Origin of the sequence: Pseudorhizobium endolithicum (genome assembly GCF_902153245.2) — a bacterium.
Taxonomy (GTDB): Bacteria; Pseudomonadota; Alphaproteobacteria; order Rhizobiales; family Rhizobiaceae; genus Neorhizobium; species Neorhizobium endolithicum.
Genome location: NZ_CABFWF030000012.1, coordinates 45,154 through 70,001 on the forward strand (window position 1 = coordinate 45,154; position 24,848 = coordinate 70,001).

The window sequence follows — 24,848 nt, forward strand, 5'->3', positions numbered from 1 at the left end:
CCTCTGAAATGCAGGTAGGAGACCGTTCGGGCGCGTCGTGGACGCGCCCGGAACGAAGATCATAGGCCGATAAAGGGCGAGACTTCCTGGTAGCCGCGCCAGATCATTTCCAGGGCGACGTACAGGATGACGGCAAGGCCGACATAGGCAATCCAGTGATAGCGGTGCAGGAGGCGGGCTATGAAGGTTGCCGCGAGACCCATCAGCGCGATCGACAGCGCCAGGCCGAAGATCAGGACGGTCGGGTGCTCACGGGCGGCCCCGGCCACTGCCAGAACGTTGTCGAGCGACATGGAGACGTCGGCGACCACGATTTGCCACGCGGCCTGACCGAAGGTCTTCCGGGGCACCGTCCCCGCGACTGTCCCGTCCGCGTTGAGATCCTGATCCTGGAGTGCTTCCGCCGCGTCGGTTTCCTCGGCGTGAGACGTCCGCAGCTCGCGCCACATTTTCCAGCAGACCCACAGAAGCAGGATACCACCGGCGAGAAGCAGACCGACGATCTGCAGCAACTGGGTTGTCGCAGCAGCGAAAACGATCCTGAGCACGGTTGCCGCGATGATGCCGATCAGGATGGCCTTGTTACGCTGCTCCTTCGGCAGACCCGCTGCGGCCAGGCCGATGACGATGGCATTGTCGCCGGCCAGTACGAGGTCGATCATGATGACCTGCAGGAAGGCGGTCAAAGCCTCCTGCGTTAGTAGTTCACCCATTTTGCACCCTATCCTTTTGAGTGGATGCCCCGGCGACGGCGTCAAGACAAATCTTCCCCCTGCAGATCGAGGGAGAGCCAATCCTGTACGGCGTTATCTGATCACTGCCGGGCACCTTCGTGGAATCTTTCCAGTCCGACATCGCAGCCGACTGGCTGCCAGAGGGGCCCGGCCTGGTGACGCCACACCTATCTTCATCAATGTTGAAACTCAAGCCCTTCTCCATCCGCAGGGGCTGGAGATAACCTGTAGCGGCAGGCACGAAAGAAAAGGCCTCTCAGGCGGTCTGTACGCTTGCGGTCGTCGGATGCTTCATTCAAGGCTGAAACTGATAGGTTCCGACATATATGCGCCCTGACCGATAGTTTGCCGAGATCTGAGATAGATGATCGTATCCGAGGCCCTAGTACCGCTCCCCAGTGCCGATGTCTGCATAGTCGGGGCGGGTCCAGTGGGGCTCTCCCTGGCCTTCAAGCTGGAGGCGCTCGGCAGAACCGTTCTTCTTCTGGAAGCCGGGCCGACGGATGGAAGGGATGCGCCCGATCCCGCTGCCACCGGCTTCGTCAATCGCAATCATGCCTCGCCCGGCGATGCGAGCCACCGCGGCCTGGGCGGAACGTCCGCGCTGTGGGGCGGACGCTGCGTTCCCTACGACGATCTGGACTTCCAGCCACGGAATCACGTCACCTCACCCGGCTGGCCAATCCCCCATTCCGAGATGAGCAAGTACTACGGCGAGGCAGCCGTGTTTCTCCAGTGCAGTTCCCCCACCTTCGCCCGCAACGTCCCGGAGGAGGGCGAAGACATCATCACGGATGCCGTGGAGTGGTGGAGCAAGAGCCCTGCGCTGGGACGTGTCTACGAGGACAGGCTCAGGCGGTCTGACCTCATAACCGTGGTCACCAAGGCGGTCGTCCACGACATCAATCTCGGTCCGGGAGGACGAGACGTGGAAAGCTTGCACGTCAAGCATGCCGGCCGCTCCAGGACGCTGCGGGCAAAGCAGTTCGTACTTGCCGCGGGCGGCCTGGAGACAGCGCGGATGCTTCTCTCGCTGCAGAAGCAGCATCCGCAGAAGCTCGGCGGTCCGGAAGGACCTCTCGGACGCTACTATCAGGGTCACCTGACAGGTTACATCGCGGTTGCTCACTTGAACGACAAGGCTCTCCTGCAGACCCTGTCCTTCCGTTCCGACGAGCAGGGGGGGCGGCACCGGCGCCGACTGCAGGTTTCACCGCAGCGCCAGATGCAGGACCGGCTTCTGAACGCCGTTTTTTGGCTCGATCCGATGTCCATATCCGACCCTTCCCATGGCTCCGGGACGCTTTCCCTGCTCTATCTGCTGCTTGTCGCCTCCGGTACCTACCGTTTTCTCTCCCGGGGCCTGGCGCCGCGATCGCACGGTGAAAGCTCTGGTGAAATGCGTAGGCATCTGCGCAACATAGGCGTTGGGGGAACGTCGTTCAGCGCGTTCTTCCGCTCGCTTTACCGGCTCTACCGATCGGCCGATTCCGCGCTGGAGAACCCCGCTGGCCGCTATCTTCTACGATATCATGCCGAGCAGATGCCCAACCCCGAAAGTCGGGTCACGATCCCCGGTGGCGCGGACGAAGACATGCTTTCGGTGGACTACCGCGTAACCGAGGAGGACGTGGCCTCCGTGCTGCGCTCCCATGAGATACTCGATGCCTGGCTGCGTCACAGGAATGCGGGATGGCTGGAATATCTTCATCCTGAGCCGGCAATGCGCAAGAAGGCGGTGTTAAACCAGGCCGTCGACGGCTATCACCAGATCGGGCATATCCGGATGTCGCGGGATCCCGGAGATGGCGTGGTCGACCAGCATTGCCGGGTTCATGATCTGGAAAACCTTCATGCCGCGGGCGCCGGCGTGTTTTCTACCGGCGGGCACGCCAACCCCACCCTGCCGGCGGTCGCCCTGGCGCTGCGCCTGGGAGAGCGGTTGGCGTCGGTCCTGACGTCCGAAGGGCGGGAAGCGGGCTTGCCCGCTAAGGAACTGCCCGCCTGACCTGTTTGCGCCACAAGATCGAAAGCCGCCCCTTCACGAGACTCTGAAGGGGTTTCTCAACACACTCATAGGCCACCACTCCGATGAGGATGCCTGCGATGACCCCGACAGCAGCGATCGCCAAGGCCGGCATGCCGGCCACGGCGCCCGCCTTGACGGCGACGGAGATAGCCAGTGTGTGCCAGAGATAGATGGAATAGGAGGCGTCGCCGAGATAGTTCGCGACCGGCATCCGCGGCAACCGGCCTCCGCTCTCGATGGAGAGGACGCCCGCCACCAATGCCGCCGCCAGCGGCCCGCAGGTCAGGGCATCGAATTCCAACTTGAGGAAATGAATGGCGGCGAAGCCCGCGATGGACATTCCGACGAGCGCTGATCCGACGGTCGGCGGGGGCACGTAGCCCCTCGTCCACAACTTAGAAAAAAGAGCACCTGCGGCGAATTCCAGAACGAGAGGCTCGGCATAGAAGCGTGTCTGCGGATTTCCGGTAGGCTGCAGAGTACCGGCCATCACGGCTGTCCCCAGCACCGCCAGAAGGGCCGGCAGCCGAAGGCGGGGTCTCAGGAAAAGAGAAGCCGCGAACAGCAGGTAGAAGAACATTTCGTAGTTCAGCGTCCATCCCTGCACCAGGACGGGCCATAGGTAACCTCCGTTCGGCGACGGTACAGGAACGAACAGAAATGATCCGACGACATGCCAGAACTCCAACTGAAGGTTCGGGAACAACCCGATGAGGGCGCCGAAGATCATTATGCCGGTAACGATCCAGTAGCTGGGAGCGATGCGCAGCAGCCTGTCCCGCATGAAGGCGGCCGGCCTCATGGTGCGCCGCTCGCTGATCGCCATCATGATGAAGCCGCTGACGACGAAGAAGACATCCACACCAGCCGCGCCTATGGCGAAGTGCAGGCCGTTCCGTTCCGCGGCGTGGAATATGACCACTGCCACCGCAGCGAAGGCCCGGAGGTACTGTATTCCGTAAAGGGTCCTCATCGTCCTTCACTCCGTCGGGCTGCACTCCTCCGTCTCCTGGTCATCGCCAGCATCAGTTCGGGCTGAGCGCGTAACGCCGGCGAGGCTGGGAGTGAACCAGCGACTGCCTGTGCGTCAGCGTCAGCTTCCCGGCGGCGAAATAGAGCAGGAAGGAGCCTATGTGGTAGGGATGCATGATGTCGATTTCGACGAAGGAGCGGATGACAAGCAGGAACGAGAGGGCTGCAAGCACGAGAGACTGCGGGCTGGAAGCCGTACGCATGAAACGTGCCACATGGCCCGAAAACGGACGGAAAAGCAGGACAGCCAGGAGCAGGGCACCGGCAGTTCCTGTCTCGACCATGGCTTCGATGAAGGTGTTGTGGAAATGGAAGCCGCTGCGGGAGGTGATGAAGAAATCCTGCCACAGGCGTTCCGCCTCGGCAAAGCCGGGCACCCAATATCCGTAGTAGCCGACGCCGATCCAGGGAGAGTGCGCGGCGGCGATGACGCCCTGCTGCCAGAGATAGGTGCGTCCGGTAAGGGTGGAGTCCTTGCCGAAGACGCCAAGCAGCGCGTCCAGCGCGCCGAACTGCAGGGCAACGGCTCCTCCGCCGACAGCCAGTACGATGCCGGCAGCGAACAGGAAGACGCGGGCGCGCGGAGCCAGGAACAAAGTGGCCTGCATCACGAGCGACGCGGCCAGTACGCCGAGCGTGGTGATGATCGAAGTCGCCGATTGCGAAGCCAGCAGCGCATAGAAGGACAGGAGGCCTGTTGCGGCGCATGCGAGCAGCCAGCCGAGCCGGGTGCGAAAGACGATGGCCGTCGCATAGGAGAAAAGCACCGCGAGGGAGGCATAGAAACCAAGTTGGTTCTTCGACGAAAAGGCCCCGACGAAGCTGTAGGTCCCGTCGAGCGCATCGTAGTGATAGCTGCCGAACAGCATGGAGTAGAGCAGGACGAATGCGCAGCCGACGACCGCGCCCCGCGAGAGCGTTGCCGTGCTCAGCACCCGCATGGCGATCAACGCGCATGCCACGTGGGTGAGATATTGCACCGCTGCGCGCAGCGATATGGCCGGTGCCTGTGACCAGAAGGCGGACAGGAAGCAGAAAAGCGCGAAAGCGAAGATCCAGCCATACCGGAAATAGTTTCCCAGCACCCGCCGGTAGTCGACCAGGATCAGAGGCAGCCAGACACCGTAATAGGCCAGGATCGACACCTGCCCGAACCGTGAGGAGTAGGCGAAGACGAAGAAGGACAGCGCAATCGCGACGACGCCGTAGAGCTGGTTGTGTTCGGGATCGATCAGGAGGGTTTTCGCGACCCGCATCAAAGCCTCATTGCAGCAGCAGTTCCGACGTGACCTTGACCACATCGCCGGGCCGCAAGGGCGTGGTTTCGTCCGCAGAAATCTCCTTTGTGCCGTCACCTTCGTCGCGAACGATCACGTATTTGATCGATGCGGCCTTGCCGCTGGCATCGAACCGAAGGGCTTCCGCGGACTGCGCCAATGCCTCGGACATCAATTCCCGGCTGGTGGTCAGTTGCAGCTCCAGTTTCTCCAGCTCGGCTTCCGTATCCTGGAGTTCCTTGCTGCGTTGCGCCTCCCAGTCGTTCCTCAGGTTGATCTCGTCCTGAAGGGCCTTGCTGATATCCTGCTTGGCCCTGAGGGCGGCCGTGTCGATGTCGAGCAGGGTGGATTCCACATCGGCGGTGCGCTCCTCGATCGACAGACGACGCTGGCTTGTCGCCAGCCCCTGTTCGCTCAGGCGGCTGATGCGTTCCCGATCCTTCTGGGCGAGTTCCAACTGTTCCTTCTGGGTGGCCGCCTTCTGGTTGAGCGATTGGACTTCGCTTTCCAGGAGCGCACGAAGATCGGCAAGCGCCTTGAGCTGGAGTTCATACCGCTGGCGGCGGGACTTCATCAGCGCGGTCTCGCTGGCGATCAACTCGGCGGAGTTGGGGATATTCTCGAGTTCCTGCGGGATCTTGATCGTATCGGCTCCCTCTACCTCGGCGAGAAGCCTCGCGCGGCGGGCAATCAAACGGCTGCGTTCGCTGCCGTAAACCGCGGCATCGCCTCGCGCGTTGATGAAGTCGCGCGCGAAGCGCTGCCCCGCCTCCGCCCGGCGGAGCCCTCCAGCCAAGCTCACCGCCTTCAGGACCGTCAGATTGGGCGCATAGGGGAACTCGCCGGGTGTGTTCACATCGCCCGTGAGAAAGATTGGCCGGAACTGGGCGATCTCGACCGAAGCGGACGGCTCCGTCCGCAGGGCGAACTTGCTCTGCAGCTCACGGGCGATCTCGGTTGCGACCTCTGCCGTCGTTTTGCCCGATACCTCCATCTGGCCGATGAAGGGGAGGGAAATGGATCCGTCCGGACCGACTGCGTAGTCGCCGGCGACGACGTCCCAACTGCGGACGGTTCCGTCGGCCGGTTGCCATTCCGCGACCCGCACCTTCAGCCTGTCCATGACGCCGAGACGATAGCCGGCATCCTGCGCCATGGCGGAGGCTCCGCCCCACAGGAGCGTTGTCAGCAGGGCCAGAATGAACGGCATATGCCCTGTTTTGAAGGCAGGGTGTCGCATGATGGGTTTCCTTAACTTTTCATGGAAGGTCGCGGACAAAGGCCGCAGCTCTCGTTCCACGCGCGTCCGATACTGGTCGGCGGCAGAATCAATAGCTGCCGCGCGACAGGCAGACTGCCGGAATGGTCTTCGCGATGATGATGAGGTCCTGGATCAGGGACCAGTTCTGCACGTAATGGGTATCGAAGGCGATCCGCGTTTCGTAGGACACATCGTTGCGTCCGCTGATCTGCCACAGTCCGGTGAGACCGGGCCGGGTGCGAAGGTAGTAGACGGCGTGGCTGTCGTAGATGCCGAGCTCCTCGTCGACCACGGGACGAGGCCCTACCACGCTCATGTCTCCCCGCAGGATGTTGATCAGTTGCGGCAGTTCGTCGAGGCTGAGCTTGCGCAGCACCGTGCCCACCGCGGTCACCCGCGGATCAGAGCGAAGCTTGCGTGTCGCCCGCCACTCCTCGGCGGCCTGCGGGTTCGCCTGCAGGTGCTTTCTCAGGACCTCCTCGCCGTTCACCACCATGGTGCGGAACTTCAGGCAATGGAAATAGCGGCCATTGTGGCCCACCCGCCGGTGCCCATAGAAGACACTGCCGCCATCGGAAAACTTCACGAGAGCCATGATCATCAGGAAGATCGGGCTGAAGACTATCAGGGCCAATGCGGCGGCGCTGATGTCGAAGCCACGCTTGGCGAGCCCGCCCAGCGGAAATGCGAGCGGGACCTCTTCGGTTGTCATGAACGGCGATCCAGCCGAACGTGTCGCTGACTTCATAGAGATAGCTCCATTTATGTTGCGATGTCGGTGCCTGTGCGGCGCGTCGTGCGTGGCAATGGGATAATAAGTCTGTGTTCGGAATTTGATGCCAGGGATTTTTTGTCGATGCGGCAGGATGAGGCGGCCGGGAAGGAAAAAATTATCTTATTAGAAGTTTTTAAATTAATCGATTTCATTCCTGAAATTTGAGTATTTCTTGATTTTTTACTTCAATGTTTCCCATGTTTGTCTTCGGATTTTAGACATTGATTACAGTTGTATTTGAATGTCTCAAATTCAGATTTCGGGCAATGCAGTGTCATTGCATCGAGGCCTCTGGAATCATTTCTTGGCTATGGGACCTAGGTCCCATGTTTTTTGCAGTGCAATACGTTGTTGCAGTGCGGCAGAAGAGCCCTGAGGATGGCCAAACGCGTAACAAAAATTGATCGATGATAATTTGGAGGAGCATGGTTCTGGCCGAAAACCGGGCGGCTCAATCGGCGATTTTTGGCGACACTATGTTCTATATCGGAGACAAGTCCCTGCCTCGGCGACGAAAGCCCCGCCAGGTTACGGTTATTTCACGAAGCCTGTTGTAGAATCACGCCCAGACAACTTGAACGTTCGTGTCTAGCTCAATATGCTTCGATCGATTGGAGAGGAGCCAAGGGACCGACATCTGGAAAGGACGTATCCGGGAGGACGGATCATGTATGCACCCAAGGTCTTCGTGAGCATGATGTGCGTGCTGCTCGTCTTCGCAGCCGCCTCCTACCTGATGACCGGTTCTCTCGTGATCGCCCTTGTCCAGACCTTGGCCTGTGCCATCATCCTGCAAATCGGCTATTTCATCGGCGTCCTTTATCTTGTCCGCCGGGAGAAGGCGTCGCGCGAGAGCGCTTCCGATCCTGCACAGCATCTGCGGGGCCGGGCCACGCGGAACGCAGACGTGCCCGCCGATGCCGCCGCAACCAATCTCAAGATCACCGACGGCTGAATTTCCCGGTTCCATATCCTGGACATCTTCCTAGCTATATCTTCGGCACCAGGGATGACTGCTGAAGATGAGGATCGACCAGATGGACGCGATCTGCGTAATCATAGCCGCCAAGAACGCTGCGACGACAATCGCAACTGCCGTCCGGTCCGCACTGCGGGAGCCCGCCGTCGCCGAGGTCATCGTCGTCGACGACGGATCGACGGACGAGACCGCAGATGTGGCCCGCTGTGCGGATGACGGGAGCGGGCGCCTCAACGTAATTTCCTTCTCCGAGAACCGGGGTCCGGCGGCGGCTCGCAACTACGCCATAAAGCTGTCGTCCTCGCCGCTCATCGCGATCCTGGATGCGGACGACTTCTTCATCGAAGGCAGGTTCGATCCGATGCTGCAGCAACAGGATTGGGATTTTATAGCCGACAACATCGTCTTCACGACCGACGCCAGCGGCGCGGTCGAGCCGCAGCCGTTCCTGCCCAGGGCACGGCGATTGTCCGCCCTGCACTTCATCGAAGGCAATATTTCGCAGCCCGGCGTGCGCCGGGGGGAGATTGGCTTCTTGAAGCCCGTGATGCGACGCAGTTTCCTGGAAGCGCATGATCTCCGGTACGACGAGTCCCTGCGGTTGGGCGAGGATTACGATTTCTACCTTCGAGCGCTTCTGAGGGGTGCGCGCTACACGATCATAGAGCACTGCGGCTATGCGGCGGTCGTGCGAGCCGATTCCCTGAGCGGCCAGCATCGGACCGAGGATCTGCGCCGGCTGTGGAAGGCGGACAGCGCCATCCGGGCCCAGACCTTGCCGCCCGAGATAGACGCGGCATTGGCAAGGCACGAGAAGCATATCCGTGACCGCTACGAACTCCGGGCATTTCTCGATAGGAAGGCCAAGGCCGGCAAGGCCGCGGCCATACGTCATCTGCTGGCGTCGCCCGGGGCAATACCGGCCGTCCTTAACGGTGTCCTTCGCGACAAGATCGGCGCGATCCGCAAGAGAGCAGAACCCGAGACACCATCGAGCGCCGCGATTCGATACCTCATGCCCGGGGTTCCGGTTCCTCAGAAATAGTCGCGGCGGATTGCCTCCAAGGTCCCGTGAAAGCGCTCCCGAAGAGCCTCCAGCGCCCCTTCGGGGCTGAGTTGGGGCTCGGCCCGGCTTGCCTGCCACAGAGCCAGCACGGAGGGCGCCGCCAGGAACTGCTTGGCGACCCCGCGCAAACCGCGCTGCGTCTTCTTCTGCCGGGAAAGCAATTCGCCCTGCGCCTCCGTTCCTTCTCCGATCCTGTCCTCCTTGCGGAACTGGACACCCCAGAAGCGGGAGCTTTTTGCCACGGCTTCCGCGCGGGTGGAAACCGGAACGAAACGCGGCCGATAGCTGACGCCGACGCTCGTCGCCCAGTCGGTCCACTTGAAATCATTGATCGACCGCGACGTGCTCACAGCGATCCAGGGAACGCGGAATGCATCGGCGAGGATCGCGCCATGCATGGATTCTGCGACGATCAGTTCTGACTGCGCAATCGCCTTGATAACCGATTTCGCTTCGCCGCGGGGATCGAGATAACTAAGGCCTGCCGGTTCGCATACCGCTTGCCACATGCCGAATTCGGCCGATTCCCAATGGGGGATGAAGGTCTTCCTGTGAAGCTTCGGCAGGTTCTGGAACTCCGGCATTTCGGCAATCATGACGGCCGGGTCCACGATAGCCTTCTCGGCTGGAAGACCGAGCCGCTCGGCGGTCTTCGGACCGCGAACGCAGCGGACGTCCCATTCGCGTGCGTCGCGGATGTCGGGAGCCGCCCCATATCCGTAACCGCTTCCCACTACGAGCTTGCGGATGCCGACCGGCAACAGGGTTGGATTGAGTACGGTACCCACGCCCACCAGCAGCGTCTCATCGTGAACCTCACGGAAACCCGGCAGCAGGAAATCCCAGAGCCAGAGATTGAGATCGTCGCCGAAATTGCCGTGATGCGATTCCCAGTAGTACGGCTTCATGTCGTTCTCCAGAATGATGCCGGATGGCGGCTATTGCCTGGCGTTTGCGAGCTTGCGGGTCCCCAGTTCGATCGCCGTCCTGAGCAAGGCCGGATCCCGTCTGATCCAGCGGACCAGCAGTCCTAGTTCCGGTGCCTTCCCGCGGCGAAGGCGGCCTGCCTGGCTCCACAACGCCTGCCGCCGCGCTGTGTTTTTATAGGAGGTGATGGATTCGATATCCCCGGGACGTCTCGAGAAACGCTCCTCCAGCGTGTCGAGGGCCACCCATGTATTGAACTGCTGGCGCAGGAATTGCGGGGACTGGTTGTCGATGCTGTGGAAAATGTTCAGTCCCATGCCGCGCATCGCGCCGGGGGCATCACAAAGCAGGGGGCGCCGGGCGGCGAGAATGCAGTCGCAGAAAAAGAGCACGTCTTCCGCCGCAAGTCGCAGGGAGGGTTCGAACCGGATCGTCTCGAAGATGTTGCGGGCAATGACCATGCAAGTGAGGTGGAGGAAGCTCCAGTTCTTCAGCATCACGCTCGCAAGATCCGGCATTTCCAGAACCAGCGGCTCCTCCTGAAGCGCTGTACCCCCTTCCGCTGCCATGAGTTCTGCCATCCCGAAATGGTAGTAGAACTCCTTGCTGGCCTGCATCGAAGCCCAGTAGCAGTCCCCGCCAAAGCGCGTCAGCACGTCGTGGGCATTCCGAAGGTGATCCGGCAGCCACTGGTCATCGGAATCCAGGAAGGCCACATAGCGCGTGGAGGAGGGGACGTTGTCGAGGCCGGTATTGCGGGCGCCGCCGGGGCCGAGATTGGTTTGCCGGATGACCGCGATCCGTGACTTCTGGTCATCGTCGAGCGATGAAAGCTCCTCCTCGGCCGACAGAGGAGACTGGTCGTCGACCACCAGGATATCGAAATCCTGCCAGGTCTGATCGAATACGGACTGCAGCGCCCGGCGAAGAATGCCGGGCTCCTTTTGGAAGAATGGGATCACCACGGTGAATGTCGCCATCATTTCGCCCCTGCTCTTAAAACAATGATGGAAGCCATCGGCTTTTCGTCAGGCTGTGAATGCGGCAATCCAATGCCGCGGTTCTTGCAGTCCCCTCCAGAAACAGGAACTCATCTATGGCTCCAATCCACGGTGTGAAGACTGTCACGGCGAACGTCGGCTGGAGCGTCTTGGCAAAGACCGCCACATTCGGGCTGAAGTTTGTCACCGTGCCGATTTTGGCGCGGCTGCTCAGTCCGAGCGAATTCGGTTCCGTCGCCGTGGCGCTGACGATCGTGCAGTTCCTGACGATGATCGGGGGCGCCGGACTGACCTCGGCACTGATTGTCGAGCCGGGAGAAGATTCCGAGACGGTCCACAGCGTCTTCTGGGTCAACCTCGCCATGGCACTGCTGATGTCCGCAGGCATCTACGTCTGGGCCGCACCGCTGGCTGCCCTCCTGGGCGCCCCGGACAGCGCCGGACTGCTGCGGGTCATGGCTTTCCTGATCCCCATCCAGCTTTCGGGGGACCTCGCCTATTGTCTTCTGGCCAAGCGGATGAACTTCAGCAAGGACGCGATGTGGAGCACCGTGTCCGAAACGCTTGCCGCAGTGGCCGCGGTCGCGCTCGCCTATCTCGGATTTGGGGTGTGGGCGCTCGTCGTGCAGCTTTTCGCCGCTGCCCTGATCCGCCTGTTCGGCCTCCATCTGTCGTCGGGATACCTGCCTCGCCCGGTAGTGAAGCCGCGAAAGCTGCGGCCGCTCTTTGCCTTCAGTTCGGGAGTGATGGGTTCGGAGATCGCCAACTTCGTGACCTTCCAGTCGCCGATGATCGTGATTGCCCGCTTGCTGGGTCTCGCGGATGCGGGCGCCTATTCGGTCGCCAACCGTTTCGCAAGCATTCCGAATCAGGTGGTCCTGTCGGCGGTCATGGGTGTCCTGTTTCCCGCTTTCAGCCTGATGGGGGATGACCGGAAACGCCGTTCGGACGCGCTGATGCTCAGCACGCAGGTGACGACCGTGCTGCTGGCCCCGGCCATGTTCGGCCTGTGGGCGGTAGCGGAGCCGGCAATGCTGGTGATTTTCGGCAGGGACTGGGCATGGGCATGGCCGGTTCTGGGCCTCCTTGCGCTGTCCAAGGCGATCGTCACGCCGTGCAGCACGTTCATCCCCTATCTCAAGGGCACCGGGCATGGCCGGGTTCTCCTATGGTCTGCCGGTTTGCGGGCGATCGCCACGACGGCAGCCATAGCTGCGGGGTCCATATGGGGCGGTCTGCCGGCTGCGCTCGCCGGCCTCTGCATGGTAAACGCGGTGACGCTGGTCGGCTATTCCTGGGCCGTGTTCAGGGTCGACAACATCCCCTTCATGCAGGGTCTGCTGACCAGCAGCAGGTCGATGCTGACGGCCCTGGTGATGGCGCTCTGCGTGCGAACCCTGCTCGCTCTCCTGGAGGGCCGCCTCGCAAATCCCTACGCGGAACTGCTGGTGGGAGCTTTCGCCGGGGGCCTGATATACGCTGTGCTTCTTTTCCTGACTGAGCGTGCCCTTTTGAGGAAACTGGTCGAGTTGGTGAGAGCCCGCAACGCCGCGGCGATTGAAGAGCCGGCCTGAACACGCGCCTTCCTTCGGACACATTTGACCGCCGATCCCGCTTGTCGGTCCGATCGAACGGACCAGATGGAGGCTCGCCGGGATCTTTTCAGGCCAGCCGGCAAGGACGCAGGCCCCGCAGCCGAAGGCACGCTTGACCCTATATTTCCTCGGTTCTGATCCTGCCGGGCGGATGCTGCATTGCGACAAAACTGCCCTATGGGACCAAGGTCCGGGGTGCTTTTTTGCTGCGCCGCCACATTTTGTTCCCATCCGGACGGGATGTTTCTCCGGCGCGGGCTCACGTCTGCTCTGATTGAAACGGTGGCGAGGGGAGGCGCCGCCCAAACAAGGGTGACTCGTTTGGCGGTCGATCAGAACATATCCTCCCGCATCAACCTGATGCGCATCTTGCTGATTGCGGGCATCGTCTTCGTGCACGTGCCCTACGATCAGCAGACGAGCCCGTTCAATGGGGCCAACGGACTGTTCGACTGGCTCAGGGTTTTCCTGGGCGACAGTTTCTTCCGGATCGGCGTGCCTTGCCTCAGCGCGATTTCGGGCTACCTCTTGTTCCAGCGCGGCTTGACGGGGTTCGACTACCGGAAAGTCGTCTCTTCGAAGCTCAGAACGGTGCTGGCGCCTTTCCTTCTGTGGAACCTCGGCCTCTTCGCCCTGGTGCTCCTTGTCCAGCGGTTCGGTATCGGCATCGGTTACTTTCCGGATCTTTGGCAGGCTCCCACCAGGGAAGTCCTCAGCTTGGGCTTTGCGCTGGAAGGGTTCCCGGTCAACCTGCCGCTCTACTTCCTGCGCGACCTGCTGGTCTGCATCCTGCTGTCGCCGATCCTGGCGCTGCTGGTTCAGCGCTCACCGAAGCTGACATGCGGCCTGCTGTTCGCGATCGCCGTCATTCCCGACGTGACGATCGGCATCGTTCTCAAGAAGTCGATCCTCTTCAGCTTCACGTTCGGTGCCTGCCTCGCTCTCCACCGGATCGATGCCAAGGCCCTTGATCGGCATGCAGTAGCCGGGCTCGGTCTCACTCTTGCCGCTGCTGCGGTTCTTTCGATCGGCCTCTACCGATACGGTCCGGATTTCCCCTTCTGGCTCGACCTTGCCCGCAACACGCTTTCGATCGTGGGCGCGGTCGGCTTCTGGCTGCTGTCCGCCCTGCTGATCCGCACCAGGGCGGGCCAGAAGCTCGCTGCAACCGGAAGCCTCAGCTTCTGGATCTTCTGCGGCCATTATCCCGTGCTCGTGGTGCTGTGGATGATCTGGAACCGCGCGGGCGGAGATCCCGCTCTTTATCCGTATTTTTATATCGGAGCCGTTCTCGTGACATTTACGGTTCTCGCCATCTCGAACCGCGTCGCCGCCAGTCGCACGCCTGGCCTCTACCGGATGCTGACCGGTAGCCGTGGAACAAAACCCAGCATCCAGCCGGCAGGTGTTCCTGCCGCGTCGCAAGCCGCCCCGGTGCCGCAGGGCGCCGTGATCGGCCAACAGCGGAGGTAATCCATGCACAAGCACAGGAACAATATCGGGATCAGGCTGGCGCTCCCTGCGTTTGCCCTCCTCGTTGCGTCACCCTCGGGCGCCGGTGCACAGGAAGGCGCCAAGGGAACATCCTTCGTCGAGGAATTCGATCGGCTCGACACCAAGTTCTGGTTCGTTTCGGACGGCTGGAACAACGGAGCCCACCAGAATTGCACATGGTCGAAGAAACAGGTGGCTCTACAAGGCGGTGTCCTCGAGCTGCACTTCACCGACACCAGGACGGGCGAGCGCGACTACGCCTGCGGCGAGATCCAGACACGCGCCCGCTATGGCTACGGCACCTATGAAGTGCGCATGAAGGCGGCCACGGGCTCCGGCCTGAACTCCGCCTTCTTCAGCTACATCGGCCCGGTCGACAAGAAGCCGCATGACGAGATCGACTTCGAGGTTCTCGGCAAGAACACCGACGAGGTCCAGCTCAACCAGTATGTCGCCGGAAAAGGCGGAAACGAGAAGCTGGTGCCGGTTGCCGGTGGAGCCGACAAATCGTTCAACGACTATGCCTTCATCTGGGAAAAGGACCGCCTCCGATACTTCGTCAACGGCGAGCTCGTTCACGAAGTCACGGATGAATCGAAGATCCCTTCGAATGCCCAGAAGATCTTCCTCAGCCTCTGGGGGTCGGACAGGCTGCAGAACTGGATGGGACCGTTCTCCTATGTGCGGCCGTCCAGCATGAGCGTTGAACGCATTGCTTTCACGGCACTGGGGGAAGAGTGCCGTTTTCCGGAATCGGTGCTCTGTGCTCTCGACTGATCGGAGCGCCGGGTCGCATTCACCTCATCACGGCGGAGGCTGAGACGGATGACGCTGCAAATCCTCTATCTGGCGCATGATCTGGCGGATGCCGCTATCCGTCGACGCGTGCTGATGCTGAAGCAGGGCGGCGCGCGGGTGTCGGTGGCCGGGTTCCAACGTGCCGGAAACGTGCTTGCCGGCGAGGCCGACGTGCCGACGGTGGTGCTCGGGCGCACGGCCGATGCGCGCTTCGCACAGCGTGTTTCTGCGGTCATGTCCGCGGCCTTGCAGCTGAAGTCCAGTCTGGCTGGTTTGCCGGTCCCCGATATCATTGTCGCTCGAAACCTGGAGATGCTGGCGCTCGCGGCACGGGCCTCTGCCCTGCATGGGCCGCGGATTCCGGTGGTCTATGAATGCCTGGACGTCCATCGTCTGCTTCTGGATAGCAGGTTGGGAGGAGCACTCTTTCGGCGCGCCGAAGGCTTCTTCGGACGGCATGCGTCACTCCTGCTGACCAGTTCGCCGGCCTTTGTGGAGAATTATTTCCGGAGGCTGTCGCGGTTGAAGCTCCCGACGATGCTCGTCGAGAACAAGGTTCTCGATCTTTCGGGCGAATTCCGCACAATCCGGCCGCGAGCCCGCATGCCCAATGTCGGAGAACCCTGGAGGATCGGCTGGTTCGGCGCCATCCGCTGCCGCAAGTCGCTGGCCATCCTGACCGAGTTTGCGGAGCAGATGAAGGGCAGGGTGCAGATCGTGCTGCGGGGGCGTCCTGCGTATGGTGAGTTCGACGACTTCAATGCCCTGGTCCGGCAGTCGCCCTACATGAAATTCCACGGCGCGTACCGAAATCCTGAAGACCTTGCTGCGGTCTATGACGATGTCCAGTTCGTGTGGGCGATCGACTTCTTCGAAGAGGGGCTGAACTCGAACTGGCTGCTGCCGAACCGGCTCTATGAAGGGTCGCTTTTCGGAGCGGTCCCGATCGCCCTCAGTTCGACGGAAACGGGCCGTGTCCTGGACCGGCGCAATCTTGGATTGACGCTGGAGAAGGCCGATCCGCAGGAACTGGTTCGGCAGTTCGAGGCGATGGATGCGGACCGCTACCGGAGGCTGTTCGATGAAATCGGCAACACGCCCCGTTCCATGTGGCTGGCGAATGCCGATGACTGCAGCGCGCTGGTCACCCGGCTTGCGGGGCTGACGGCCATCCCGGCTATCCAGATGCCGCCTGCCAGCATTTCCTCGGTTCGTTCGTGAGGGACGTCATGACAACATCGGCTGCATCCCGGATGAAGACACTGATCGTCATTCCATGCCTCAACGAGGCGGCCAACATCGAACGGCTTCTCCGACAGCTTGCTGCAGGTCGGAGAGAAACGAACACCATCATCGTCGTCGCGGACGGAGGAAGCACCGACGGCACGCCCGAGATCGTCAAGCGACTGATGCCGGAGCTTGGGGGCATCGCGCTCCTCGACAATCCGAAGCGCCTGCAGGCGCCGGGAATAAACTTGGTGGTAGAGCGTTTCGGTGACGGGTGCGAATACCTGATCCGTATCGATGCCCATGGCGGTTATCCCGACGACTTCTGCCGGGTGCTTCTGGAGGAGGCGGAGAGCATGGGTGCCGACTCGGTGGTGGTCGGCATGAAGACGATCGGATTCGGTGCTCTCCAGAAGGCCGCTGCCGTGGCGCAGAACTCGAAACTCGGCAATGGCGGATCGAGGCACAGGGACGGCGGTGGTGGCGAGTGGGTGGATCACGGCCATCATGCCTTGATGCGTCTCGCCGCCTTTCGGGCCGTGGGTGGATATGACGAAAGCTTCAGCCACAACGAGGATGCCGAACTCGATCACCGGCTGCGGGAGGCAGGCTTCCGGATCTGGATGACCGGCAGGACCTTCATGATCTACTATCCCCGCTCGACGCTGCCGGCATTGTTCCGCCAGTATCTTGGATACGGGCGGGGGCGGGCCCGAAACCTGCTCAAGCATCGCGCGCTTCCGAAAATACGCCAGGCGCTTCCGCTGGCGGTCGTTCCCGCCTTCCTCGGACTGTTCCTGGCTCTGCTCCACTGGGTCGCGGCGGTCCCCTTTGTACTCTGGGCGAGCCTCTGCCTCGGCTACGGCATGTGGCTGGCGGTGGCTCAGAAAAACCCCCACGCACCGCTCGCAGCCGTCTCGGCGATGATCATGCATTTCGCCTGGTCGGCAGGCTTCTGGCTGGAGCTTCTTCGCTCGAGAATGGGGAAGGTCGGGTCATGAACGCAATCAGCACCCAAGCCCTGACATCCATTGACATCGGGATCTGCACGTTCCGCCGGCCGGAATTGCGCGAGACGCTCATCTCGCTGTTCGCGCTTGCCGTTCCGCCAGGCACCACCATCCGTCTGCTCGTTGCGGACAATGACGGGCAGCCCAGCGCCAAGCCCCTGGTGGACGAACTCCGAGAGCTGTCGCCTCATCCGATCACCTATGTGCATTGCCCGAGATCGAATATCTCCATCGCCCGCAATGCCTGCCTCGCCGAAAGCACCGGTGACTTCCTGGCTTTCATTGACGACGACGAGGTCGCCTCTCCGTCCTGGTTGTCGGAGCTGTATCGGAAGGTTTGCGAAACCGGTGCCGATGCGGTCCTCGGCCCGGTGCGGGCCGTCTATGGAGACGATTGCGCCCAGTGGCTGCGCCGAGGAGATTTCCACTCTACTCGGCCGGTTTGGGTGGGTGCTTTTATCCGCACCGGTTACACCTGCAACGTCATCCTCGACATGCGTTCGCCCCATATCGCAGGTCGGCGCTTCGATCTCGCTCTCGGACAAAGCGGCGGAGAGGATACCGCGTTCTTCAGCGCGATGACCGAGGCTGGCGGCCGGATCGACTTCGCACCGGATGCGATCCTGGAAGAGCCTGTCCCGGAAAACCGGGCGAGTTTCGGCTGGCTTCTCAAGCGGCGCTTCCGCTCCGGCCAGACGCACGGCCGCATCCTCGCCGGCCGGCATCAGGGGACGGCGCGTTTCCTGCAGGCCGCTCTCGCTTCGGCAAAGCTCGGCTACTGTTGCGCCGCATCTCTGGCGACGGCCTTTTCGCCGGTCGGCCGTAACCGCTTCGCCCTGCGCGCGGCTTTGCACGCCGGGGCGGTCAGCGGGCTCTTGGGTGTCCGGGAGATCCGGCAGTACGGATTGGTGGAAGCATGATGGGCCGGGAAAACGAGATCGATGTCAGTGTCGTCATCGCCGCCTACAATACGGAGGAGACGCTTGCCAGGGCGATCGACAGCGCCCTGGCGCAGGAGGATGTTTCGGTGGAAGTCATCGTGGTGGACGACTGCTCCACGGACGGCACCGCCGCCATTGCCCACAGCTTTTCCGATCCTCGGGTCCGGTTGCTGAGACAATTGCGGAACGGCGGACCGGGAAGGGCCCGCAACGCCGGCTTGCTGGCGGCGCAAGGGAAATGGGTGGCGATTCTCGACTCCGACGATGAGATAATGCCTGCCCGGTTGCGCAGGATGACGGAACGTGCGGCGGGAGCCGGTGCGCAGGTGGTGGTCGACAACCTCGACGTCGTTCCGATGACGGGTGGAGCGCCGCAAAGGATGTTCGGCGAGGCGGAACTTCGCCAGGCCGGTGAACTGACACTTGCCGACTACATAGATTCCAACGTCATTTTCCGGAGTACGTTTAACTACGGCTACATGAAACCGGTCTTCCGACGGGACTTCCTGCTTCGGCATGATCTGTGGTTCGACGAAACGCTTCGTATCGGCGAGGACTATGTTCTCATGGCGTCGGCTCTCGCCTGCGGCGCCCGCTGTGTCATCGAGCCCTCCGCAGGCTATGTCTATCATCTGAGGGAGGGTTCCATCTCCCGCGTGCTTGAACGGCATCATCTGGATTCGATGCTTCTGGCCGACGAGGCTTTTCTGGCGCGTTTCAAGCTCCCCCTCTCCGCGCAGGCCGCGCAGAGCCGCAGAACGCGCAGCCTGGTGGAGGCGCGGTCTTTCCTCACCCTCGTCGAGGAGATCAAGAAAAGGTCTCCTGGCGGGTTTCTCAAAGCTGCGATCCGCAACCCGCGTGCCGTCAGGCACCTGAGGATGCCGATCGCCGTTCGCATGCGCCGGCTCATGGGAGCGGTCGGCGTCAATCCAATCGGATAGGACAAGCCCTCCAGAAAGGACCAAATCATGAAGCACAGCAAGCCAGTCCGCAAGGCAGTGATACCGGTTGCAGGAAACGGAACCCGCTTCCTTCCCGCCACGAAGGCTATGCCCAAGGAGATGCTGACGATTGTCGATCGACCGGTGGTGCAGTATGCCGTGGACGAGGCCATGCAGGCGGGTATCGAGAACATCATCTTTGTGACCAGCCGCAACAAGACCGCGATCGAGGATTACTTCGACAGCACGCCCGAACTGGTCTCCTCCCTCACGCGCTCCGGCAAGACAGCCCAGGTCGCACAGCTGGAAAAGATGCTGCCGGTCGCCGGGACCGTCAGCTATACGCGCCAGCAGGTTCCTCTCGGTCTCGGCCACGCCGTATGGTGCGCCCGCGAACTCGTCGGCGACGAGCCCTTCGCGCTCCTGCTTCCCGACATGGTCTCCTTTGGCTCGCAAGGCTGCATGGCCGGCCTCATGGATCTCTATCACGAGGTCGGCGGCAACGTGATCGCGGTCGAGGAATGCGTGCCGCAGGAAACCTCCAGCTACGGCATCGTCGGTGTCGGCAGACAGGTCGAGCACGGTTTCGAGGTGACTGACATGGTCGAAAAACCCGATCCGGCTGTCGCGCCGTCCAATTACTACCTGAACGGACGGTATATCCTGCAGCCGGAGATTTTCGAGCTTCTAGCCTCGCAGGAGCGCGGTGCCGGAAACGAGATCCAGTTGACCGACAGCATGCAGCGGCTGGCAAGAATTCAGCCGTTCCACGCTCATCGCTATGCCGGTCGTACCTTCGATTGCGGCAGCAAGCGTGGTTTCATCGAAGCGAATGTCGCCTTCGCCCTGTTGAGGTCGGATATGGGGGATGAACTCGCCCTCTCGATCCAGGAACTGGTGAACGACCGCAACCGTCAAATGAAGGCGGCCTGAGTAGAGATATGCGGGAGGCGCCGCCGCGGTGCCTCCCCACCCATAGCCGAGGCGATATGACCATGGACCAGCTAAACTTTCGACCGAAGCCGGGTTTTCACAACCAGGGCCCCGAGAGCGACAGCTTCATCGATCTGGACAAGCTGTGGAGCGCGGTTCTCCGCCGGCTGGGGATCATCATCGCCTGCGTGATGGCCGCGATCGTCGTCGCCGGGCTCTATCTGTTCATGGCGCAGCCGATCTACACGGCGATGACGCAGATCCTCATAGACGAGAACCTCTCCCGCTTTGCGGAGGAGGAGGAAAACGTCCAGACGGCCCAGCAGATCGACAACCGCATGTCGAGCGCGGTGGAGATCCTGAAGTCGAAGACGCTGGCGCTGAGGGTGGTGGACGAGGCCGAGCTCGCGCAGAACGACCTCATCGTCGATCCGCCGAAATCACCTGGTGATCTGGCCAAGGGCGCGGTTCGCAGCGTTATTTCCGCCTTCCTGCCCGGAGGGCCGCCCGCGAGCGAGGAAGCTGCCCGGGCGGGGCGCCGGGAGAAGGCTGCGGCGGTCCTGCAGCAGTCGCTGACCGTGGAGCGGGTGGGGCGCAGTTCCGTCATCGCCCTTGCCATTCGCTCTCCGGATCCGCTGCTCTCGGCAAAAATCGCCAAGACCTATGCGAATGCCTATCTGGAAGAACAGCTCAATGCCAACTTCGACGCGACGGAGCGTGCCTCCGTCTGGCTGCAGGAGCGACTGACGGATCTCAATGCGCGTTCGCAGCAGGCCGCCCTGGCGGTCGAGCAGTACAAGATCGAACACGGACTGGTATCGCCGCGTGGCGAACTGCTCTCGACGCAGCAACTGGCAGACCTCAACAGTCAGCTGATCGTGGCACAGGCCGATGCCGCCACAGCCTCCGCACGCTACGAGCAGTACAAGGCGATCCTGGATCAGGGACCGGACGCAGCCGTGAAGAATGCCGTCGTTTCGTCGAGAGATACGGATAATTCGATCCTGCAGGATCTGCGGAAGCGGTACACAGCGATCGATGATCGCGAGCGGGCTATCGTCCAGCAGTACGGCGCCGACCATCCACAGGCCCTGGCCCTGAAGACGGAGAAGGAGGATCTGTCCCGGCAGATCTTCGCCGAGCTTCAACAACTGACCGGAAGCTTCCGGAACGAATACGAGGTCGCCAGTTCACGCGAGAAATCTCTTCGCGAGAGCATAGAAAAGGTGGCGGGAAACAATTCCGAAGCCAATGTCTCCATGGTGCAGCTTGCCGAACTGGAGCAGAAGGCGGCTGCCCTGAAGACGCTGTACCAGTCCTATCTCGCCCGCTTCGAGCAGGCATCTCAACAGCAATCCTTTCCGATCGCAAAGGCGCGGGTGATTTCGGAGGCGGGCGTGCCGACCGCGCCATCCAGCCCGAGAAAGACGCTGACCATGGCGCTCTCGGTGGTGATCGGACTGCTGGCTGGTGGTGCGGCCGCCGCCCTGCTGGAGTTCCGCGAGCGCTTCTTCCGCACCGGCGAGGACGTCCAGGAGAAGCTGGGTTTGCGCTTCCTCGGCTATCTTCCGCATGTCGGCACGTCAAAGAGCGGTCCGGTTGCTGCGGCGGCCCCTGCCGATGCCGATGTGAAGCAGTCGCCTTCCGGCGAGGGAGAGCCGGCAGACTTCCGGCAGATGATGCGTATTGCAGTCGATTCGCCGCGCTCCTACTTCGCGGAAACCCTCCGCAACACGCGGCTGGCCTGCGATGTCGTGCTGCAAGGCAGGAAGTGCCGTGTCATCGGCGTGGTCTCCTGCCTTCCCGGCGAGGGTAAATCCACCGTCTCGGCCAATTTCGCAGGCCTGCTTGCATCGAGCGGGCTGCGCACGCTCGTCATCGATGCGGATCTTCGTAATCCCGGCCTGACGAAGATGCTGGCGACCGAACCCGAGAGCGGGCTTGTGGAAGTGGCTTTGCAGGAGACGGATTGGACGAAGGCAGTTCGGGTCGACCGCCGATCGAAGCTCGCGATCATGCCGATCGCAAGCCGGGGAAAGAAGGTCGCCCATACGAGCGAGCTCCTGTCTTCCTCGGGCATGGCGCAGTTCCTCGACAGCGTCCGGGAAACTTTCGATGTCATCGTGGTGGATCTGGCGCCGCTCGTGCCGGTCATCGATGCGAAGGCCTTCGAGCCTTACGTCGATGGGTTCATCTTCGTGGCGAAATGGGGCGTCACGCCGGTAAAGACCGTGCAGAACGTGCTGTGGGCCGAGCCGGAAATCGCCGCCAAGACGATCGGCCTGGTGCTGAACGACACGGAGATGTCGCAACTGTCGCGATATGCCGATCCGGGAGCGCCGGAGCAGTTTCGCGAGCAGTATATGGCCTACTACCAGAGCTGACCTACAGCGCCGACTGAGCCGCCACATTGCGCGCCCGCGAAACCCAGGCCGCACCCTCGCGTGCATGGAGGAAGCCGTTCGACAGGGGAGCGCCGGGATAGATGGTTTCGACCCGAGCGATGGCCTCCTCCACACCGACACGATCCTGCAGGAGGTCGTTGAACACGGCGGCGATCCCGACCATGTCGCAATCCTGCGGCGACAGCCGGAAACGAGAGATGCCGGCTTCCCGCAAGGCGCGCATCTCGGCGGCCACCATCTGGCAGGTGTGGGAGACGGTCTGGACACCGTTCAGCACCAGGAAGGACTGCCGGTCGAGGGTGCGGACCGGGAGGCCGTCCGGTTCGTCGGCGCACACGAACTGGCAGTTGTCCTTGATATGTCCCTTGGATCTGGCATGGGCGCATCGCGCCGAGATGGCCAGCGGCATCCGGCCGAAAGCGAAGATCTCGTAGTCCACGTCCGGCGCCCCTGCCGCGATCGCGGAGATAGAATCCATCGGAAGTTCCGGAGGCAGGCAGATCGTTCTTGCTCCCCGCGCGGCGAGGAGGCGTGCGGTTGCCGCGTTGTAGACATTGATGAGCGGTCCGATCACGTGAGGCTTCCCGTTCAGGAGCCCCAGTGCGGAAAGGTCGCTGGCCTCCACCAGGTCCGCCGCGTTCGCGATCAGATTGCGCACATGCTGGGTTTCCCGCTCCAGCGTCACCATGGCGAGCGTCGAAAAGACGACTTCCTTTCCAGCGGCCGTAAGCCGCTCGACCACCTCCGCGATATGGGGTTCCGTGAAATGCAGTCGCTTCGAGCAGACGGTCTCGCCGATCACCACCCGACTCACATCGGCCTCATCTGCGATCCGGAAGTAGAAGTCACGCCACTTCGGCCCGTCCCAGAGATAGAGGACGGGGCCGAGCGTCAGGGTTGCGGTAGTTTGCGGCATGCGCCTATCTCCATCGTTTTTCATAGGCGCCCGAGGTCGTCTTCTGCCCCTCGCTCAGGTGGCGCAGCTTGCTCAGAAGCGCTTGCCGCTCCGCTCCCTGCGCCGTCAGCGATCGCCTCAAGGTGGACACGACTTCGGCGACATAGGCCTTGCCGCGCTGGCGGCCTTCCACCTTGAGCGCACTTACGCCGGCTTCGCGCAGAGCGTCGATATGATCCATGATGTCGAGGGAGACGGGGTCCTCGAATGCGTAGCCGTGGCTGTCGCCGACTTCGAAGCGCCCCTTGCACAGAGTTGGATATCCTGCCGCCTCTCCGGGAGGGAAACGATTGATCGTATAGTCACCCAGCTCGGAAACCAGTTCGCCCCCATCCTGCCGGTATCGCACATGCGTTGCCGGCGAACAGACGCCGTTCATGTTCGGCGACTTGCCCGTGGCATAGGAGGACAGAGAACAGCGTCCCTCCGCCATCACGCACAACCCGCCGAAGACGAAGACCTCGATCTCACAGTCGATCTTGCGCGCGATGCGCGCGATGTCCGGAATGGTCAGCGTGCGGGGCAATACCACCCGCTTCACGCCGAAGGCGGTGACGAGGAAACGGATCGCCTCCACATTCGAGGCCGACGCCTGTACCGAGGCATGCAAGCGCTGCTCCGGGTAGGTTTCCGCAACATGGGCCATCAAGCCGAAGTCGGCGACGATCAGGGCGTCGACGCCGAGGGCGACCGCATCGGCGGCCCGTTGATACCAGAGTGCCTCGCTCCCCGCCCGCATGAAGGTGTTGAGCGCCACCAGCGTCTGCACGCCCTTCTGCCGGGCATAGGCTATGGAGTTCCTCAGTTCCTCTCGGCTGAAGTTCAGCCCCGGAAAATTGCGTGCGTTGGTCTCGTCGTTGAAGCCGCAGTAGACCGCATCTGCGCCGGCGTCCACGGCTTCCCGGAAGGCGGCCGGTGTTCCTGCGGGACAAATCAGTTCCATCGATGCTGCTCCTGGGGAAGAACCCTGCCGCGAACGCCGGCGGCCGCCTTGCTTACGAGTGAAGCGAATGGCCCGGCGAGCTTGCCGAGTTCCGTCGGCAGGTCGATCAGGCTGTCGTCCAGGGCATTGCGCAGGGCGAGCATCGCCTCCATGTCCCCCGTCACCGTGATCTCACGAGCAAAGAACAGGGCATCGGCGTCGCACCGACCTTCCAGGAGGGAGAGAAGGTGAACGATCTTTGCTTCCACGGTACAGTCCGCCTTCGCGTCGTCCGATTTTCTCAGGACGGAGAGGGAAGGCCGCGAGGGGTCGACGACGAAGGCAACAGGCAGGTCGGTCGGACGAAAGGCGAACCGCTTTTCCCGATAAGTTCCCAATCGCGCGAAAAGATCGGGATGTTCCGAAAGGACCTTGCTGAAGACGATCCGCGTCACGCGTTCGATCAGGGGGATCGGTACGAAGTGCAGAGGCGCGGAGACCATTGGGGGAATTTTCATGTGACGTATCCTTGGAGGCATCCGAACC

General features: G+C 62.0%; 22 protein-coding genes. 12 read left to right on the forward strand and 10 right to left on the reverse strand.

The window, feature by feature from the left end; all coding sequences use genetic code 11:
* Positions 1 to 59: 59 nt before the first annotated feature.
* On the reverse strand, positions 60 to 713 hold the full coding sequence (locus RTCK_RS10030; protein ID WP_142519502.1) for a TerC family protein: 654 nt from the start codon (positions 711 to 713) through the stop codon (positions 60 to 62).
* A 385-nt stretch (positions 714 to 1,098) separates the two neighbouring features.
* Here RTCK_RS10030 and RTCK_RS10035 point away from each other — a divergent pair, with 385 nt between their 5' ends.
* Positions 1,099 to 2,742 carry a GMC oxidoreductase gene (locus RTCK_RS10035; protein ID WP_142592706.1) on the forward strand — a complete coding sequence of 548 codons (1,644 nt, stop codon included), beginning with the start codon at positions 1,099 to 1,101 and terminating at the stop codon, positions 2,740 to 2,742.
* On the opposite strand, the gene RTCK_RS10040 is transcribed toward RTCK_RS10035, so the two are convergent.
* The 4 genes from RTCK_RS10040 to RTCK_RS10055 all read right to left on the reverse strand — a co-directional run bounded on the left by RTCK_RS10040 (position 2,723) and on the right by RTCK_RS10055 (position 7,081).
* Entirely contained in the window at positions 2,723 to 3,736 is a 1,014-nt protein-coding gene (locus RTCK_RS10040) for an acyltransferase family protein (protein WP_142592707.1), read from the reverse strand. The genes RTCK_RS10035 and RTCK_RS10040 overlap by 20 nt on opposite strands.
* A gap of 52 nt (positions 3,737 to 3,788) precedes the next feature.
* Complete coding sequence (locus tag RTCK_RS10045; protein ID WP_142592708.1) at positions 3,789 to 5,051, reverse strand: O-antigen ligase family protein; 1,263 nt, start codon at positions 5,049 to 5,051, stop codon at positions 3,789 to 3,791.
* Positions 5,052 to 5,058: 7 nt separating this feature from the next.
* Positions 5,059 to 6,312 carry a polysaccharide biosynthesis/export family protein gene (locus RTCK_RS10050; RefSeq protein ID WP_142592709.1) on the reverse strand — a complete coding sequence of 418 codons (1,254 nt, stop codon included), beginning with the start codon at positions 6,310 to 6,312 and terminating at the stop codon, positions 5,059 to 5,061.
* Between the two features lie 88 nt (positions 6,313 to 6,400).
* The gene (locus tag RTCK_RS10055) at positions 6,401 to 7,081 is read right to left on the reverse strand and encodes a sugar transferase (protein WP_142592710.1); all 681 of its coding nucleotides are present in this window, start codon (positions 7,079 to 7,081) and stop codon (positions 6,401 to 6,403) included.
* 694 nt (positions 7,082 to 7,775) lie between these two features.
* Here RTCK_RS10055 and RTCK_RS10060 point away from each other — a divergent pair.
* Positions 7,776 to 8,063, forward strand: a complete 288-nt coding sequence (locus tag RTCK_RS10060) for an exopolysaccharide production repressor protein (RefSeq protein WP_142592711.1) — start codon at positions 7,776 to 7,778, stop codon at positions 8,061 to 8,063.
* A gap of 67 nt (positions 8,064 to 8,130) precedes the next feature.
* Positions 8,131 to 9,132 carry a glycosyltransferase family 2 protein gene (locus RTCK_RS10065; protein WP_142592712.1) on the forward strand — a complete coding sequence of 334 codons (1,002 nt, stop codon included), beginning with the start codon at positions 8,131 to 8,133 and terminating at the stop codon, positions 9,130 to 9,132.
* Here RTCK_RS10065 and RTCK_RS10070 read toward each other — a convergent pair.
* Both RTCK_RS10070 and RTCK_RS10075 read right to left on the reverse strand, forming a co-directional pair.
* On the reverse strand, positions 9,123 to 10,061 hold the full coding sequence (locus RTCK_RS10070) for a polysaccharide pyruvyl transferase family protein (RefSeq protein WP_142592713.1): 939 nt from the start codon (positions 10,059 to 10,061) through the stop codon (positions 9,123 to 9,125). The genes RTCK_RS10065 and RTCK_RS10070 overlap by 10 nt on opposite strands.
* Before the next feature lie 30 nt (positions 10,062 to 10,091).
* Positions 10,092 to 11,060: a glycosyltransferase family A protein gene (locus RTCK_RS10075; RefSeq protein WP_142519511.1), complete on the reverse strand. Its 969-nt coding sequence runs from the start codon at positions 11,058 to 11,060 to the stop codon at positions 10,092 to 10,094.
* 116 nt (positions 11,061 to 11,176) lie between these two features.
* On the opposite strand from RTCK_RS10075, the gene RTCK_RS10080 reads away from it, so the two are divergent.
* The 9 genes from RTCK_RS10080 (at position 11,177) to RTCK_RS10120 (ending at position 22,404) form a co-directional block, all read left to right on the forward strand.
* Positions 11,177 to 12,655, forward strand: a complete 1,479-nt coding sequence (locus tag RTCK_RS10080; RefSeq protein WP_142592714.1) for an oligosaccharide flippase family protein — start codon at positions 11,177 to 11,179, stop codon at positions 12,653 to 12,655.
* A gap of 342 nt (positions 12,656 to 12,997) precedes the next feature.
* Complete coding sequence (locus tag RTCK_RS10085) at positions 12,998 to 14,149, forward strand: acyltransferase family protein (protein ID WP_408004523.1); 1,152 nt, start codon at positions 12,998 to 13,000, stop codon at positions 14,147 to 14,149.
* Positions 14,150 to 14,152: 3 nt separating this feature from the next.
* Positions 14,153 to 14,947 carry an endo-1,3-1,4-beta-glycanase ExoK gene (exoK, locus tag RTCK_RS10090; RefSeq protein WP_142592715.1) on the forward strand — a complete coding sequence of 265 codons (795 nt, stop codon included), beginning with the start codon at positions 14,153 to 14,155 and terminating at the stop codon, positions 14,945 to 14,947.
* A 48-nt stretch (positions 14,948 to 14,995) separates the two neighbouring features.
* On the forward strand, positions 14,996 to 16,189 hold the full coding sequence (locus RTCK_RS10095) for a glycosyltransferase family protein (RefSeq protein WP_185927983.1): 1,194 nt from the start codon (positions 14,996 to 14,998) through the stop codon (positions 16,187 to 16,189).
* A gap of 8 nt (positions 16,190 to 16,197) precedes the next feature.
* A complete protein-coding gene (locus tag RTCK_RS10100) occupies positions 16,198 to 17,196 on the forward strand; it encodes a glycosyltransferase family 2 protein (RefSeq protein ID WP_185927984.1) in 999 nt (332 codons plus the stop codon).
* Entirely contained in the window at positions 17,193 to 18,125 is a 933-nt protein-coding gene (locus tag RTCK_RS10105) for a glycosyltransferase family 2 protein (protein ID WP_142592716.1), read from the forward strand. Before RTCK_RS10100 ends, RTCK_RS10105 begins: the two co-directional genes overlap by 4 nt.
* Positions 18,122 to 19,087: a glycosyltransferase family 2 protein gene (locus tag RTCK_RS10110; protein WP_142592717.1), complete on the forward strand. Its 966-nt coding sequence runs from the start codon at positions 18,122 to 18,124 to the stop codon at positions 19,085 to 19,087. The genes RTCK_RS10105 and RTCK_RS10110 overlap by 4 nt, the downstream gene beginning before the upstream one ends.
* A gap of 27 nt (positions 19,088 to 19,114) precedes the next feature.
* On the forward strand, positions 19,115 to 20,020 hold the full coding sequence (locus RTCK_RS10115) for a UTP--glucose-1-phosphate uridylyltransferase (protein ID WP_142592718.1): 906 nt from the start codon (positions 19,115 to 19,117) through the stop codon (positions 20,018 to 20,020).
* A 62-nt stretch (positions 20,021 to 20,082) separates the two neighbouring features.
* Positions 20,083 to 22,404 (forward strand): Wzz/FepE/Etk N-terminal domain-containing protein, encoded by a 2,322-nt coding sequence (locus tag RTCK_RS10120; protein WP_142592719.1) that lies wholly within the window; start codon positions 20,083 to 20,085, stop codon positions 22,402 to 22,404.
* A gap of 1 nt (position 22,405) precedes the next feature.
* Here RTCK_RS10120 and ubiV read toward each other — a convergent pair whose 3' ends face one another.
* From ubiV to ubiT, 3 genes are read right to left on the reverse strand one after another with little or no spacing between them, the layout of a single operon-like run.
* Positions 22,406 to 23,341: a ubiquinone anaerobic biosynthesis protein UbiV gene (gene ubiV / locus RTCK_RS10125; RefSeq protein ID WP_142592720.1), complete on the reverse strand. Its 936-nt coding sequence runs from the start codon at positions 23,339 to 23,341 to the stop codon at positions 22,406 to 22,408.
* Between the two features lie 4 nt (positions 23,342 to 23,345).
* Positions 23,346 to 24,323 (reverse strand): ubiquinone anaerobic biosynthesis protein UbiU, encoded by a 978-nt coding sequence (gene ubiU, locus RTCK_RS10130; protein WP_142519519.1) that lies wholly within the window; start codon positions 24,321 to 24,323, stop codon positions 23,346 to 23,348.
* Positions 24,314 to 24,820 carry a ubiquinone anaerobic biosynthesis accessory factor UbiT gene (ubiT, locus tag RTCK_RS10135; protein ID WP_142519520.1) on the reverse strand — a complete coding sequence of 169 codons (507 nt, stop codon included), beginning with the start codon at positions 24,818 to 24,820 and terminating at the stop codon, positions 24,314 to 24,316. Before ubiT ends, ubiU begins: the two co-directional genes overlap by 10 nt.
* Positions 24,821 to 24,848: the final 28 nt, after the last annotated feature.